The following is a 15694-nucleotide window of genomic DNA, read 5'->3' as shown; positions in this document are numbered from 1 at the left end:
CTGATTTTCGTTATTGTTGGCAGATTCGGCATGGGTGACGCGCAAGTGCTCCGGCGAGCACACACTGACTGTAACGAACGTTTGAATCGGCCGCCAATCACCCTTGGTCGCAGGTCTCAACGCTAGCGAACATCGCACACGACGCCTTGAGCCTTACCCACAGAACCAGCGGAGCAGACCATGCAAGGTCGCAACATGACACGCTGGCGCGACCCCAAGACGGACCCGCGCCAGGAAAAGAAGAGCAACGTGATTACCCCGCAGGGCCACGCGAAGATGAAGGGGCTGGCCGACCACCTGAGGCGCGTGAGGCGCCCGGAACTTTCGCGCAAGACGGGCGAGGCCGCCGCCATGGGGGATCGCAGCGAGAATGCGGATTACACCTATAACAAGAAGGCGCTCAATCAGACCATCGCCAAGATCGCCTATCTGGAGAAACGCCTGGATGAGCTGACGGTGGTCGATCGCCTGCCCGCGGATCTGGAGCGCGTCTATTTCGCGGCCTTCGTGACGCTGGAGGACGAGCAGGGAGAGGAGATGGAGATTCGCATCGTCGGCCCTGATGAGACCGACAATCCGCGCCGCTGGATCAGCGTCGATGCGCCCCTTGCCCAGGCATTGCTGGGCAAGGGGCTGGATGATGAAGTGAGCGTGGCCGCGCCGGGTGGCAAGACGACCTACATCATCACGGCCATCCGCTATCAGTCGCCGGAGGCGTAAGCGGCGAGCTGGGCATCAGGCCGCGGGGAATCAGGCCGCAGAGGCTCAGGTCGCAGGGAATCAGCGCGCCTTGCGTGCACGATAGACCTTGAACTGGCGCGTTTCCGCGAGCACTTCAAACTCGCCGAAGGCCGCCTGCAGCAGATCGGGATACGGCAGGAAGGCGTTGGCGACCAGCGTCAGGGTGCCGCCGGGCATCAGGTGATCCGGTGCCTGGCTGATCAGGCGCGCCGCCGGCCCGTAATCGATATCGCGCTCATGATGGAACGGCGGATTGGCCACGATGGCCTCGAACCGCTCCCCCTCGAACGCCGCGAACACATCACTCAGGCGTACGTCCGCCTCAAGCCCGTTGAGCGCCAGGCTGCGACGGGTCGCCTCCACCGCGAAGGCACTGACATCGCCTGCCATTACGCGCGCCCCGTGGCGCGCCAGCCAGCAGCTGATGATGCCGTCACCCGCCCCGATATCCAGCGCGCGCTTGTAGCCACGGGTCGGCAGGTTCTCCAGCAGCAGCGCGGTCCCCGGGTCCAGCTTGGCATTGCCATAGAGCCCCGGATGGCTGGTCAGTCGCATCTCCAGCGCATCGAACTCGCCCCAACCTTCTGTCCATTGTCCAGCCACTGCCAGTGGCGATTCACTGCTGGTGGCCTGTTCGGCCGTCAACTCACGCGTGGCGGATGACCACAGCTGGCAACGGCGCGCGGTATCGTCCTTGCGTGCCGTCATCCCCAGCGCCTTGAGGATGCGCTCAGCGCGCTTGATGCCACCGTTGACCTCGCCGACTACCTTGATTGGCGTACCGGCCGGCAACACCTGGCACAGCGCCACCAGCCACCACTCGCCCAGCGCGTGCGCCTTGGGCCAGAACACGATGGCGCCCGCGGCTTGCGCGATGGTGTCGTCAGCTCGCGCATCGGCGAAGGACACCGCATGACTGACCCGGTGCCCGGCTTTCCGCGCGGCATTCACGATGCCGGTATCATGCCCCCAGACACGCCGCTGACGGTCCGGTGACAGCCACCAGTCATCACGCGGCGCAGCGACCCACAGCCAATCACGGAAATCACTGTCCTGACGCTCGAGCAGCTGACAGGCGGGGGTTTGAGCAGACATGAAGACTCCAACAGGGTAGGAAGATACGGACAACGGCGAGAGCGCCGGATATCGAAACAATACGGTTGTGCAGGTGCCGCCTCAGGCCGGGCGCACCAGCTCATAGTGCAGATAGCGGCCCAGATAGACGAAGGGGGGCGTGCGCCAGTGCTGACACTCGAGCGCCAGCAATTTCTGCATGTCAGCCTCGCTCAGCGGGTCGCGTGAGCGCAGATAGTCGTGGAAGACGCGCAGCCCGGTCAGCTCACGCACCTCAAGCCCCGCCTCCGCGGCCCACTGGCGTATCTCGCCATCGTGCAGCGGCGAGATGGGCGTCAAGCGCTTGCCGGTACCCCAGCCTGCCAGGCGCCCTTCCAGTACCTTGTCGAAATTGCCCTTGCTGACATTGGAAAACGCCAGCGCATCGCGATTGAAGACACTCAGCGACATGACGCCGCCGGGCGCCAGCAACTTCGCGAGCAATGCAAACCCCTCCCGGGGATCGACCAGCCACTCCAGCACGGCGTGGCACACCACCACCGGCCACTGCTGATCAATCTCGGCGGCGAAGCCCTGCAGATCACGCCCCTCCCAGACCAGTCGCCCAGCGAACGGCTCATCATTCGACAGCGCGTCGGTTTGACCTGGCACTTGCGGATCTGACGCCGCCTGAGCCGCCTGGAATGGATCAGCAGTCGTACCAGCGGACAGCTCCTGGCCTTGCGGCGCGGCAGTGCTCAGGAAGCGTTTCGCGCGCTCACGCATCTCGCCAGAGGGCTCGACCAGCGTGAGATGGTGCCCACGCGTGAGCCACCAGTGAGCGGTCTGCCCGAGACCCGCACCGATTTCCAATACCGGGGAAGGCGGCAGGTGCGAGAAACGCTCATCCATCAGACGCTGGGTCAGCGCAAGACGAACACGACCGCGCTCCGTGGTGTAGAAACCACGTTCGAACTTGTCGGCCAGACCGTCGAAATGACGATCAGCGGTGGCACGGCGAACGCGGGAAGCGCCAGCGCGGGACGAGGTTTTCGGCTCAGGCATGGAGAATATCTTGGCGAAGGAGAAAGAACTGACGAAGCGATGGTGCAGATAATGCCTCACTCACTCGCCAAAGGCACTTCTCGGTGCGGATGAACCGCCCACTGATGCCGCTGACGGCCCGCTGCCACGCATTTCCTCCGCCAAATGGATCGGCGTAGAGTGAAGCCAGCATCGTGGAGACCAGAGAACGGCATATAGCGAAGGAGGGGGAGGTCATGAGCCAACGCGTCCTGCTGATCGTCCGAAAGCTCAACATCGGCGGTATCCAACGCAATACCGTCAATCTCGCCAATGTCTTGCACCGCGAAGGCCATGAGGTCCGTGTACTGGTACTGAAGGGCGAACTGGAACTCGTCCCGGATGCCGGCGTGCACCTTCATCAGGTCGACTTCGACAAGGCATTTCGCAAGACGGGCATCGGCCTGTTCTACGACCTGTTCACCCGCCTGCTGCTGGCCCCGTGGATCAAGGGCTCAGGATATGTCTGGCGGGGCTATTACGGCGGTCACTATCTGCGCCGTTTCATCGCGCGTCTGGAGAAGGAACACGGCCCGATCGATCGGGTCATCACGCGCGGCCAGGGCGCCTTCGAGACCTTCTGGTCGTGGCGGGACCCTCGCCTGTGGCAGGTGGCGGTGTCATGGCCCGGCGACCTGAAAGAGGGCTGGCGGCAACGTTTCCTGTTGAGCCGCCTGTATAGCGGCAAACAGGTCGTGTGCAACACCGACAATGTGCGCCAGCAACTGGAAAGCCTGCTGGACCATCACGGGATCAAGGCGGCGAGACTCGCGACCATCGGCAATGTCTGTGATCTGGATGCCATCGCCGCCATGGCAGAGTAAGAGGTGGAACTGCCCTCTCGCCCCTACGTGGTGCAGGTGTGTCGTCTCTCGGACGTCAAGCGTCAGGATGTGCTGATCAAGGCATACCTCGCCTCAGGCATCGAGGAAGACCTCGTCATCGTCGGCGATGGCCCCAAGCGGGAAGCCACCGAAGCACTGATCCGCGAGCTGGGCGTCGGCGACAGGGTCCACCTGATCGGTAGCCGCCTGAATCCCTACCCGTGGATGAAGCACGCCCGCCTGTTCGTGCTCAGTTCACGCAGTGAGGCCTTCGGCATCGTGCTGGTGGAGAGCATGTGCTGCGGCACGCCGTGCGTGGCACCGGATGTCCCCGGCGGCATTCGCAATGTCTTGATCCATGATCAAGCGCGCCTGATCTCCGAAGACTCCATCGAGGCGCTGGCAGCCAAGATTCGTGAAGGCCTCGCCAACCCGCCGGCACTCGACTCGGATCCGGAGCTGACCGAACGCTTCCGCGATACCCGCATCATGCAGGAGTTTCTGTCCCTGCCCACTGATGCCGTGACCTCAGATTCTCGCTGACACCCAAAGCCCTGCATTTATCGAGAGACTTCCCTGCAGGGCTTGTCCTTGCGCCTTCCCGCGACGCTGAACTGGCAGGACGATTGGCTGACAATCCGGTTGAGTGACAAAGCGATCGACAGACACGACGGTGCGATGTCCAGACCAAGAGTCAGGGCATTGTTGATCGAGTATCGGATAGGGTAATTAAGTGCGGCAGTTCTTACTCCGGGCCTGAAATCAGGACAGACGCTGCTCACAGAGCAAGGGCTGAGCACACAACGAACGGTACTGAGAAGACGATAAGGCGATGACACAGAAGGCTGAACAGACGACGTCATCCAGAAGGTGGGATTGCTGGCGCCCCCTGCAGGAGTCGTATATCCCCGCAATTACTGGGCTAATAGAGGATTATCACTTCCACCATACACATCACCATACACGACAAGTAACGCTGTGTTTCCTCCAACTGTACGCCACCATACATAGATCAACGTGCCGAGCTCAGGACGTAGCGATGGTCAAACCTCGATCACCACCACCGGTAAGCTCGGTGCCTCGCCAACGATCAGATCCCCCTCTAAATAAACCATGCTGCCTACCCTGGCAGAGCCTTGATAGGTACGAGTCCCGCCACCTACAAGATCCACGCGAGTACGCAAGCCGCCACTACTGACAACACTCCCCACTTGCCGCGGGGTAATAGGCATTAGGTCAACGAACCGCTTGTAGTAGTTTGTCATATTTTCAGTCTGTACCTTATTCTCAAGACCAAATACACTCTAACAAGGAAGCCTTTGTCAACCTTCCTTCGCACTACACAAGGATCAACTAAGAAACTGCATCCAAACATTAAAAATTATCATGTGAAATAAAATATGGAAAAGATAGAGATAGCAAAGCAGTGGATGGAATTATTACCGAACTTACTTAACAATGGCTTAATTGGTGCCATGCTTGGTAGTGCATCAGCCTATTGGCTAACAAACAAAGCTAACAATAAATCCGCCAAAAGAAAAAGGGAATTTATCAGCGAAAGCATTTTGCAAATAAAGGAAGATGCATTGGTTGCTATAGACTCATCGATAGAAAATAATAAAACATCGAAGCAGCCAGGGCTAACATACAAAAGATTCATTAGCACTGGACTTGTATCTAATACTGATTTACAAATAACCGCTGAGCTAGCCACACATGAAATTTCACTCATAAACTCTATCATCCTTTATTCTGAACAATATGAAGAACAAGCCTCATTGTTTAAAGAAGCACACATCTCAGGTACAAGCCGTAAATATGAATCAATTAAAGCAAATAAAGAAATGTTTAAATCGAGTGTATATATCGCAATATTTTGTGATTCATACCTTGAAAATAAGCGCTTTGAATACCCGTTCCCTCGATCTTCAGCTGAATTTGAGCTTATTGAGAAGGAGTTATTCGACAAGTTTGCAGAAAAATACAACAAGACTATCATTTAAAACACTCATTATTCCTTATTGGTCTTGGCTCACACAACCATTAAGCTAAATGAGTTTGCTTGAGAGTGTAAGTTTTTTACAACTGGAGAGTTTACAATGGATAAAATTAGGGTTGATAACCCTCTGACAATGATCTCAATTTTTTCTGCCGCTGCAGAAGGATTCGCTTTATATGCATTAATAAAATTGCCGCCAGAAATACAGAGCTTATTCATATACTTTGTTATGTTCTTCCCCACACTGCTAGTATCATTATTTTTTATCGCCTTATTCTTTAAAAATGAAAGCCTGTATGCTCCAAGTGACTATATCAATCAGGAGCACTACTTGGATGCTCAAAAAATAAAAAGAACTGTGAGCGATACAATAGATGAATTTAAAACCGAACAAGATGAAGACACATCAGGTCAAAAAGAAAAATTCAACTGGGATGATCTTAAGTCAACAATACTGCAATCTATTGAGACCTCTCCACCTGAGCTTGATGAGCTAAAAGTCTACGGATATTTAATGGAACATAAAGGAGAGTTCTTTACAGCAAGAGGACTAAAACACATATTGTACTTAACCACGCCTAAGATAAATGCAGCCCTAGAGAGATTGGAACAAAAAGGATTAATCCTAAAAGGCAAAGATCCAGAATCAGAAATAGATGTATTATTGTGGGGGATAAACAAATAAAGTTCATTGAAAAGGCTAAATATAAAACCTCTGCAGCTCGATAGACTGGCGCACGCTCAGGGCGCGCCCCTGCAGGCTTGCGCTGACGCTCACGCCACGCGAGACGCCACGCCAGCCATCGCACTCGATCATCATGCCAGGCAGCAGCAGGCCGCCCAGAGAGGCCGCCAGGGGCATCTGCAGGCTCTCGGTGCTCTGGCGTAGGGTAGCGGCCAGCTCAGCGATCCCGCGCGACTGCGCCGGTGCCTGATCGGTGATCAGCGCATCGACCACGGTGGGTGCCAGCTGATCGCCGGCGGTGCCCTGCCGGATGATCTGGGCCTGGATGCCGCCGGTATCGCCATGCAGCCACACGGCATTGCGGGCATCACCTGGCTGCTGATCGCTGCCCAGCTGGGTGATGATGTCGCGGGGCACCGCCAGATCGACCTCGCTCTCAGCCCAGCGCCAGGGCGCTGCCTCGAAGCGTGACGCGACGATGATGGTCTGATCCTGCTGATGGGCCTGCACATAGCCGCCGGCCGCCTGGGCGATCCGCGAGATGGCGTCGATGGGCGCGAGGCTGTCATAACTCCACGCACCGGCGGGCACCACCCAGTCAGTCATGCGCCAATCCAGTGACCAGCCCTCTGGCAGCTCAGCACGGGCAAGCTGCGAGGCGGTGGCCTGGCTGTCCTCGGTGTAGCTGCGCGCGGTGGCGTAGGGCGCGCCCAGGTACGCCGCGAGCGAGCGGCCGCTGATAGTCACGCTATGGCTCTGCCAGCTCTCAGAGCGTCGCCAGCCATCCACCAGGCACCGCCACTGCTCGCCATTGATCTCGGCCATCACCTCCACCGGCTGGCCATCGGTGCCGGTCACCAGCGCTTGAGCGTCACGCCCTGCCAGGCCGGCAGAGAATGACCATGCCCAGCTGTCAGCGTCGATGCTGAGCGTCATCTGGGTGGCCGGCAGCTCCAGGCCATCGGAGAGGCGCACCAGGCGCGCGGAGTTTTGCACGATATAGAGCCTTTTGACGGGAATGGTCGGGGTGGGTATCTCACACGTCAGACCGAACTGCAGCACCCACGGGGCGCTTGGCATGGCGTGGCAGAATTGCAGGGTGGTGCTGCCCTCCACCGGCTCGAGCACCGGCGGCTCAGGCGGATCTGGCGGCAAGTCGATGCCAGGCGGTGGCCGGCGGGCCTGCTCCCAAGGCACGCGCCAGTCATCGCCGGTGGTGCGCCCCTGCTGATAGGGCACATCCATCGTCACCGGCTCGAGGGTGCGGGCCTCCTCATAGCGCGAGCGCCGACGGGCATCATTGCGGGGCGGGTGCTGGTAGCCACTCGAGCGAGCAGCGGCGATGCCCTGCCCCTGCTCCCATACCGGCCGCGAGGATCTGCCCGCGCGGGGCAAGCTCAGCCATGCGCTGCCACTGAGGGTGCCCAGGATGTGCTCGGCCTGCTCCCACCGCGAGCCACTGATGGCATCGGTGCGGGGGCGTGCCGACCACTGGCCACCCTGACTGGCCGCAAGCGTTGCGCCCTGCTCGAAAGCTGACGCGGTGGTGCCATAGGGGCGAGCAGGCTGCTCCCAGCGGGTGCTGCCCTGGGCCTCGAGCGGCACCGCGTTCTCGAAGCGCGAGGCGGCATTATCGGCAGGACCACGAAAGACATTGATCTCGCGGGTCAGCGCGACATCGACCACCGCCGGCGCACCCAGCGTGGCCACCAGCGAAAGGCTGACACCATGCTCGACGCGGATCTCTGCCGTCACCGGCGGCGCGCTCGCCTCCAGACTGAGCGACTGGATCAGCTCGAGCTGCGCACGCACGGTGGCCACTGGCATCACCAGGCTGGCCGCGATCTCGATGGCGCTACCCTGGGCGAGTCGAGCATCGAGGGATGGCGGCGTCAGCTGAGCATCGAGCACCAGCTCGCGGGGCAGCTCCACCGCCTCAGTGGCACCGCCAAAGCCCAGCACGACATTGCCACCCGCCGGCGGCGTATAGTCACCGGCGAACAGCAGCAGCAAACCAGGATCGCCCCCCAGGCGCAGCTCGAGCGCTCGCGCATTCCAGGGTGCAAGCCCCTGGACAAACTGCAGCCTGATCTCTCTCACGGTGCCCCCCTAGCCCTCAGCGAATACCATGCGGCTGATCCGCGTCAGTATCCCTCGATAAATCGTCGTCGAGCTGATGGTCACGTCAGCGCCTGATCCCTCGATGCCGACATCCAGATCCATCACCCATGCACCCTCGCCATCGACCAGGCGCGACCAGGTGGCCTCGCCATCGGCATCGGCCATCACCTCCTCGAAGGCTGCCCCCGTCAGGACGCCACCAGAGAGATCGGCGGCGAATGGCTGGGGCACCTCCAGCGTGGCCAACGCCACCTGATCGGTGACGGCAGCCCCAGGCGATGGGCGGGTGCCGGAGTACACAACGAATGACGCCGGCGAATCGCCGGCATCTATCGCACCGGCGATGGCCGCCAGGCGCGCATCCTTTACGCTTGTCGAGAAGCTGATCACGGGCTGTCCTCCACCTCAGAATGCACATTGTCTGACACGACAGCGTTTTGCTGCAGGGTGTGATCGAAGGCCATCACGTAGAACGCGCGGCGCGGGTCGAGGTCCGTAAACCGGTATTTGCCATCGGCATCGCTCCACGTCTCGCGCACGATGCGGCCAGTGGCGCGCTCATGCACCCGCACCCGCCGGCTGACGGGTTGGGCCTGGATGTCCAGCACGGTGCCGGCAATGACGCCCATGCGCGCCGGATCTGAGACGCCGCCAGTCGGCGTGCCATTGGCACCACTGCCGTCGATCTGATCTATAACACCAATGCCAGTCACAAGATCAACAGTTGACGCCATCAAGCTGCGGCCGTCAGCTTTTATTGCTGATGGATTTGGGATTCTTGAAGAAGTGAAAGGATAATACCCGAGATCGGACACCCCGAGATTTAGTGAAAACAAACCCACCGGAACAACTTCTGCCCCGCCATCCACGACATAAACTGTTTTAATATAGGCTGCATCTTCATAGGTAGAAACGGAGGAGTCTTTTATAAAGCTCAGTCTAATTATCCCATCATCAGGAATATTGACTGGCACTTTCACCCACCCGCTATCCCCCGTAACTACTCGGTCGGAGCCATTATGACTTATAAGCAATTTATCGGCGTTCTTCTCCATGCTGGCCCTGACCTCAAGAATGGCCAGAACCACATCATCTATGCCAAAGCTAGCTATGTCCAATAGCGCAATAGATGATTCGTTATCTCCTATATCCTTGCTTTTAAATGCTACGTTGTTTGGGTCGTAATTCCAGTCACCCTCAAGATTATCAGAGGTAACAGCGTTGGCAACTTCTGTGCCGTATGCGAATTCTAGCCGTCGAATAAAGGCCGCATCTTCTCCCTTGTCCCCGCTTGTATCCTTGAAGTATTCAAGCGTAATAACTTCGCCTGATGCCAGCACCTCAGAAATATCAAACCAATCCACTTCGCCATAATAAATCTCCGAAGCACCTTTAACGGTCACCCTTAGCTTATCGTAATTTGGCTCGGAGCTAACGCGGGCTTGCAGAGTCACCTTCACGGCACTAGAGCCAGCAGCCTCTCCTTTGAAAGGGTCGATGATAAGCGTGGTATTTTGGCCATGCGTTATAGCATTGCTACGCAAACCGCCAGAATCGCTATCATATACCCACTCCCCCTGCAGCGAGGGGTGGTCTTCCGTGAATACAATCGTTTCTACGCTCATTACGCGTCCCTCCACGTATCAAGACGCCACGCGAGGAGGACTTCTGACTGACTTGTGAGCTTTGAGGATGCTGACAGCCAAAATAAAACGGGCACCCCCTCAAAGCTGGGCAGGTTATCTATGATCGACTTCGCGTAAGCGGATGATGTCTGTAGAGGTTGAAGCAAGCCAGGCATAAATCCTCTCAGGCCGCTGTCCTCCACCACCATTAGCCGCCCAGTGGAGACATAAAACCCGTTGGTTTGCGGATTGGGGTAGTCGAGAAGCTGGCCAAACCCAGTAGACAATCCCGCCAGTCTCCATCGGGCAGATCCAGGCAATTGATAATGTGATCGCGCGATACCCTGATGATCTGACTCACCCTCAAAATCAGCTATCTCAGGATAGTATTGCTCTGAAGTTCTATCCCACTCCGCCAGGCTACCGCTTTTAATTCCGGTGAGTACGCAGTGATAGGCATCGGCAGGGCGAACGCTATCAATATCCCCCATAAGAACAGTCCCGCTTTTATCCTCTGCTCCATAGCGAGGGGTCCAGAACACCAGAAAGGGGTCAGCTATCAGCATCCACATCGGCCCTACTGATTCTCGGTGGCTAGCTGGCCAGAACTCTTCTAACGCCTGTTCATATGTATCAAGATCAGTAAAGACATCACAGACCCGAACGCGCGCCACCATCTCATCCCCTGACGAATAATCCCCCTCATTGCCGTTGTTCTCGATAATAAAGGTCATGGCAGTGGCGGTAGGGTCTGTGCGCGTCAATGCAATGCGATGATTATCGACATCCTCTGCCACCACCTGCCACCCGCCTACCGGTGCCGCCTTGATCTCGACAGTGGTGCCGGTGGCTGGTGACACGCTGGGCGCGGCGTCGGGCACATAGCGAACCCAATCGCTACCGATACTCGTCACGCGGTGCTGGCCGTTGTAGCTCTCCTGGTCCGCGCCACTGACCTCGATCACCTGCCAGGCTTTGAAGCCATGCCCAGTGGTCAGCGTGACTAGCACCTCGCCGCTCTCGGCCTCATAGGTGGCGCTTGCCACCGGCGTCACATTGAAGCCGGTGATTAAGCACGCCTTGAGCAGCGCGATGAAATCACCGGCTGAGGTATCCCCCAGCACCGGCGCGCCACCCATGTCATTGCTGAACCACTTCACCGGATAATCGGCCATCTTGAACGTCTCCAGAAACAAGGCCGCCCAGCGAGTGGCTGGGCGGTTGAGGGATAGGGGTAGAGGGTTGCGCCAGCCGCATGCGGTCAGGCGTTGGCGTTGCCGCGGATCTGCAGCCGGAAAGAATCTTGCTGGCCGCTGGCCGGCCCCTGCAGGATCACGCGCGCCAGCCACATCGGGAAGCTCGCGCCGATGGTCGAGAAGCGAATCACGTTGCCATTCACCCAGCCGGCCCCGAAGCCGCCCGCCTTGAGCGTCCAATAGGGTACGCCCTGATTCGGGTTGGTAGGCGACGTGTCCTCATTGATGCTGCCCACGCCGATCTCGCCCACGGTGCGGCCGATGATGCGGAACGTGCTTGAGCTGGTGAAGATCAGCGCCCAATCCTCAGTGATGGCCCCACGGTTGGTGATGATTGGCGGGTAGGTGGTCACGTTGTACTCGGCCAGGGTGCCATCTGCGCCATCGTTGTCGTCTTTGCTCCAGTCTCGATCCCAGCTCGAGAGATCGAAGAAATCAGCCACGCGCGCTTGCAGATCACCGGCCACCATCGCGGCGCTGACCAGCGTATCGCCGGCGGGGTAGTCATGGCTCAGATTGCCCTTGAGCGTCAGCGCCCCCGATAGATCCACGTCACCCACCAGCAGCATATCCTCGACACGGTGCAGCGCGTACCAGGGTTCGGGGTGGGTGGCCGTGTCAGGCGCGGCGAGCTGCACGGTGCCGGCATCGAGGTCTGCACTGTACTGGGTGGCGGGCACCTCCTCACCGGTGGCGTCCTCCACCACCAGACTGGCCAGCCGCGAGCGGCCAACATCCAGCGTGGTGCCGCCACCGATCCCCAGCGGGAACGGGGCGCGGCCGGTGTGATGCACCACCACCACGCCGCCGGCGCGATAGATGGGCACGCGGCCATCGCTGGGCAGGCGCACGGGGTCGATGCCGATTAGCTCAGCCTCGAGCGGCAGCGTGGTCAGAATGACGGCATTGAAACGGGCGGTGCTCGGGATCACCTGGGTGGGCCGCCAGATCATGCCGGCGTCATCCACGGCCGTGGCGTCGTACCAGGATTCGGCGCGCTCGGCAGCGCTCAGGCTGTCATTGCTGACCAGCTGGCCGAAGGTCACGCGCACCACCCCCGTCTCGAAGCTGGCAGAGCCTGCCATCTCGTCACCCTCGATCTCGCCAGAGAGTGCCGCCTGGCCGGTGATCGAGCGGCCGTCGAGCGTCGTGGCCTGGATCAGCAGACCACCCACCTGCAGCGGCGAGCCTGGCGTGCGGAAAAACGCCTCATCGAGCGTCCAGGTGCCGAAGGTGGAAACCAGCGTTTTGACGGTGATGGTGGCGCTGGTGCCGCTCGGCCAGTCAGTGATGCGGGCATCGCCGGTGCCATAGTCGATGGTGCCCGCGAGAACGCCGGCCCCGTTGCTGGTCACACTGCGATAGAGACTGCCCTGGCGGTCGATGAACGTATCGCCTCGGAAGATGAAAGACAGCGTGCCAGGCACGACGCTATCTTGCAGCAGGGGCATCAGCTCGACATCGAGCGGGGCGAGATCCTGGGTGATGGTGTGGGTGGTCGGGGCGGCGCTGTCCAGCTGGCTGGTCAGCCAGACGCTCGAACCATTCTCGAAAACGTCGCGCTTTTCTTTGCTGCCCCACTCGCGGTGCGTGGCGTCGCCATCATCCCACTCGCTGACCTCGCGGACCTTCTCGACCTCGAAGGTCACCGCGCCAGTGGCATAGTCGATGCTGCCCTCCCATCCACCATTGAAGCCGCCACGGCCATCATCGGTGATGGTGTAGGTGACATCGGCCTCGCCGCCATTCTGCTCGACAGTCTCCCAGGTGCCGGTGCGCGGGCTGCTGCGCGACTCACTCTCGCTGCTCGACCAGGTGCGCACCACCGACCAGGTGATGGCCACGCTACCAGGACGCACCGGCGCATCGCTGATGCTGAGGCTGACCAGGCCGGCCCCGTTGGCAGACGGCAGGAATTGCTCGGTTTTCGGTGCCCCGTAGTCATATTCGATCTCGACCTGGGTGCTGGCATCTGGGAAGGCGTCGCCATTGAACTCGACATAAGCCTCGCCAGGCTGGGGCGCGCCACTGCCGTCGGCATAGCCATAGACCACGCGGCCGGTGGCTGCGCCGCTGAGGCTCCCCAGGCCATCATCGGTGGCCGTCTTCTCGCTGCCGCCAGAGATCCAGCGCACGGTAACGCTGCCAGGCATCACGCCGGCGTGATCGAGCACGAACGTCATCCAGGGTTTGTCGATGGTGGCCTGGCCGGCGCGGTCCTCATAGTGGGCCGGCGTGCCCCAGCTGAACAGCACCGAACTGCCGACATCCGGCAGGCCGCCCAGCGTCACGCTGACAGATCCGGTGGCGTAGTCCACGCGCCCCGCACCGCTGCCGCTCAGATCGCCATTGGCGTCTGAATCGCGCAATTCATACCACTTGCCCAGCGAGCGATATGCGATCACCACGCTACCAGGTGCCGGCAGTGGGTCCAGGCGACTGACATAGGTGAAGCCACGGTTATTCAGCTCGATAGCGATCTGGGTGGTGCTGGCGATCTGCGCCACCTCGAAGGTCGAGCCACCGCTGCTGACGCTGATGGTGGCCGTGCCGCCCACCTGCACATCGGTCACCGCCTGCTCGGTGGTGGTGGCCGGCACAAGCGGCGCATAGGTGCTGGCCACGGTGACGCTATTGGCCCCGAAGGTGGCCGGCTGGGTCAGGGTGCTGACGCCATAGTAACGGGCGGCATCGGTGCTCTGCCCCTCGCGGATCACGGTGTCAGGGTCGAGGGTGCCAGGCTTGGGCTGCACGCCATAGACGCGCTGGCGCAGCGCGGTGGATAGCCCCAGCGTCAGCACGCGGCGCTCGAACGTCTGCACGTTGCTGCCGTTCTCATACTCAAACGTTCTGATCTCGTGGTCGATCTCTGAGATGCGCACATATTGGACCTCGCCGGCGGCATCGCCCTGCTCGGTCATCAGCGCCAGCACATCGCCCAGATCGGGCAGCGTGGCCTCTGGCATCTGAAACGTGATGATGCTGCGCTGGCCGGCCAGCTGATCGCCCAGCAGCGTCATGCGCGAGGTCGCGCCGGCGGTCACATAGCTCTCGACATAATCGCGGGATTCGGCACGCTCATCAGACGGCGAGCCGGTATCGAACATCACGACGCTGACATTAGGATCAGCCGGCACCTGGTCAATGATCGCGTGCGCGCCGAAATATTGGGCGGTGTTGTCGGTCAGCACACCGGCCCCGACCTTGCGCAGCGAGGTGCGCCCCGCTGCACGATCAAGATCAGAGATGTCATCAAAGATGTTATTGCTCGCGCCATCGGTCACGGGGCGGCCAGTCAGCCGGCCACCGCCATCGGCGTTATCGGTCATGCGCTCAGACTGCAGGATGCGGATGTCGCCGCTATGGATTGTTTCGTCGGCCATTGGGCTGGCTCCTATAAGTTGCTACGCCTTTCTGCGGTATAGCTTGATCACTTTCATGCTTCTGGGTATTTGTCCAGCCGATAACCATTATTCGTTGACCAGATGTTAAATATTAATTCGTCGTAGCATGTAAATGTTTCTTTGACTTACTGCCCTTACATTTCGATAGTTATCTCGCACGTTTAATGTTCAATCCAAAATCACATGAGAGCTAAATATGACAGGCAAAATCAGAAGATCCGAGCTACAAATTGATAAATACTCATACACTTGGAGTAGGGATAGCGGGGATGGTGAATACGCTGGCGAGCTTGATAGAGCGAGAATTGATAAAGATGAAGGCTATGAAGTTCTTCACTTCATAGAGTCATTGATGAATAAACTAGGGTTAACGGGAGCAGACAGCATTCATGAAATTGAAGACTTACTACATTCACCTAGCCTTTCAGAAATCGATATGCGCAAAGATTTAGAAGAATTGATCACACCCGTGATATCTGCGAAGTGATAGATCAAGCCGTAATCAGGCGCAGCGTGATGGTGTAGGGGTGATCCGGCCCTTGGCCGCCAGCGGCGAGGCGATAGACCTCGGTGGCCGTGACCGCCTCACCACTGGCACGATCGAACACGCAATCGAAGGTTTGCCCATCGCCCCAGGTGAGCGTCATGGGCGTACCGTCAGCCCGCGGTGTGGCCGCCAGCTCAGTGAGAGCCAACGCGGTGGCGCGGGTTACCCAGGCCCCGTTGCCGCTGGCAAGGGTAATGGGGCGCCCTGCCGCCTGCGCAGACTCCTCGATGATGAGTGCCCCCGTCAGCGTGGGCGTCTGCACTTGGCCGACGCTGTGGGACACCAGCTCATCGGTCCACTGGATGTCATCGGGCAGCACAATGCCCTCAAGGGTGATCGCCATGGCGTTCTCTCAA

Annotated in this window: 14 protein-coding genes; 6 read left to right on the top strand and 8 right to left on the bottom strand. The window is 59.3% G+C overall.

Translation table 11 applies throughout. From position 1 onward, the window contains the following. The first annotated feature begins 180 nt into the window (after window positions 1-180). The gene (locus tag AOG28_RS15510; RefSeq protein ID WP_082388880.1) at window positions 181-720 is read left to right on the top strand and encodes a GreA/GreB family elongation factor; all 540 of its coding nucleotides are present in this window, start codon (window positions 181-183) and stop codon (window positions 718-720) included. 60 nt (window positions 721-780) lie between these two features. Here AOG28_RS15510 and AOG28_RS15505 read toward each other — a convergent pair whose 3' ends face one another. Both AOG28_RS15505 and AOG28_RS15500 read right to left on the bottom strand, forming a co-directional pair. Continuing rightward, window positions 781-1836 carry a methyltransferase gene (locus AOG28_RS15505; protein WP_054557070.1) on the bottom strand — a complete coding sequence of 352 codons (1056 nt, stop codon included), beginning with the start codon at window positions 1834-1836 and terminating at the stop codon, window positions 781-783. An 81-nt stretch (window positions 1837-1917) separates the two neighbouring features. Further along, window positions 1918-2859 (bottom strand): methyltransferase domain-containing protein, encoded by a 942-nt coding sequence (locus AOG28_RS15500; protein ID WP_054557069.1) that lies wholly within the window; start codon window positions 2857-2859, stop codon window positions 1918-1920. A gap of 215 nt (window positions 2860-3074) precedes the next feature. Between AOG28_RS15500 and AOG28_RS15495 the strand changes: the two genes are divergently transcribed. From AOG28_RS15495 to AOG28_RS18310, 4 genes are all read left to right on the top strand, one after another. Continuing rightward, window positions 3075-3701, top strand: a complete 627-nt coding sequence (locus tag AOG28_RS15495) for a glycosyltransferase (protein ID WP_054557068.1) — start codon at window positions 3075-3077, stop codon at window positions 3699-3701. A 3-nt stretch (window positions 3702-3704) separates the two neighbouring features. After that, on the top strand, window positions 3705-4244 hold the full coding sequence (locus tag AOG28_RS15490; protein WP_054557067.1) for a glycosyltransferase: 540 nt from the start codon (window positions 3705-3707) through the stop codon (window positions 4242-4244). Window positions 4245-5101: 857 nt separating this feature from the next. Continuing rightward, window positions 5102-5704 (top strand): hypothetical protein, encoded by a 603-nt coding sequence (locus AOG28_RS18315; RefSeq protein ID WP_152965451.1) that lies wholly within the window; start codon window positions 5102-5104, stop codon window positions 5702-5704. Window positions 5705-5800: 96 nt separating this feature from the next. Continuing rightward, window positions 5801-6385: an ArsR family transcriptional regulator gene (locus AOG28_RS18310; RefSeq protein ID WP_152965450.1), complete on the top strand. Its 585-nt coding sequence runs from the start codon at window positions 5801-5803 to the stop codon at window positions 6383-6385. Between the two features lie 15 nt (window positions 6386-6400). Here the strand turns inward: AOG28_RS18310 and AOG28_RS15485 are convergent, their stop codons facing one another. From AOG28_RS15485 to AOG28_RS15465, 5 genes are all read right to left on the bottom strand, one after another. Next, window positions 6401-8485, bottom strand: a complete 2085-nt coding sequence (locus AOG28_RS15485; protein WP_152965449.1) for a hypothetical protein — start codon at window positions 8483-8485, stop codon at window positions 6401-6403. A 9-nt stretch (window positions 8486-8494) separates the two neighbouring features. Continuing rightward, window positions 8495-8896, bottom strand: a complete 402-nt coding sequence (locus tag AOG28_RS15480; RefSeq protein ID WP_054557065.1) for a hypothetical protein — start codon at window positions 8894-8896, stop codon at window positions 8495-8497. After that, window positions 8893-10131 (bottom strand): carboxypeptidase-like regulatory domain-containing protein, encoded by a 1239-nt coding sequence (locus AOG28_RS15475; RefSeq protein ID WP_054557064.1) that lies wholly within the window; start codon window positions 10129-10131, stop codon window positions 8893-8895. Before AOG28_RS15475 ends, AOG28_RS15480 begins: the two co-directional genes overlap by 4 nt. Further along, a complete protein-coding gene (locus AOG28_RS15470) occupies window positions 10131-11306 on the bottom strand; it encodes a hypothetical protein (protein WP_054557063.1) in 1176 nt (391 codons plus the stop codon). The genes AOG28_RS15475 and AOG28_RS15470 overlap by 1 nt, the downstream gene beginning before the upstream one ends. Window positions 11307-11392: 86 nt before the next feature. Further along, on the bottom strand, window positions 11393-14770 hold the full coding sequence (locus tag AOG28_RS15465) for a hypothetical protein (protein WP_054557062.1): 3378 nt from the start codon (window positions 14768-14770) through the stop codon (window positions 11393-11395). A gap of 217 nt (window positions 14771-14987) precedes the next feature. Between AOG28_RS15465 and AOG28_RS17875 the strand changes: the two genes are divergently transcribed. Beyond that, on the top strand, window positions 14988-15278 hold the full coding sequence (locus AOG28_RS17875; RefSeq protein WP_082388878.1) for a hypothetical protein: 291 nt from the start codon (window positions 14988-14990) through the stop codon (window positions 15276-15278). 4 nt (window positions 15279-15282) lie between these two features. Here the strand turns inward: AOG28_RS17875 and AOG28_RS15460 are convergent, their stop codons facing one another. Then, window positions 15283-15681, bottom strand: a complete 399-nt coding sequence (locus tag AOG28_RS15460) for a hypothetical protein (RefSeq protein WP_054557061.1) — start codon at window positions 15679-15681, stop codon at window positions 15283-15285. Window positions 15682-15694 lie beyond the last annotated feature (13 nt).

Origin of the sequence: Cobetia sp. UCD-24C (assembly GCF_001306765.1) — a bacterium.
GTDB lineage: Bacteria > Pseudomonadota > Gammaproteobacteria > Pseudomonadales > Halomonadaceae > Cobetia > Cobetia amphilecti.
This window is presented reverse-complemented; position numbering and strand designations above follow the sequence as displayed.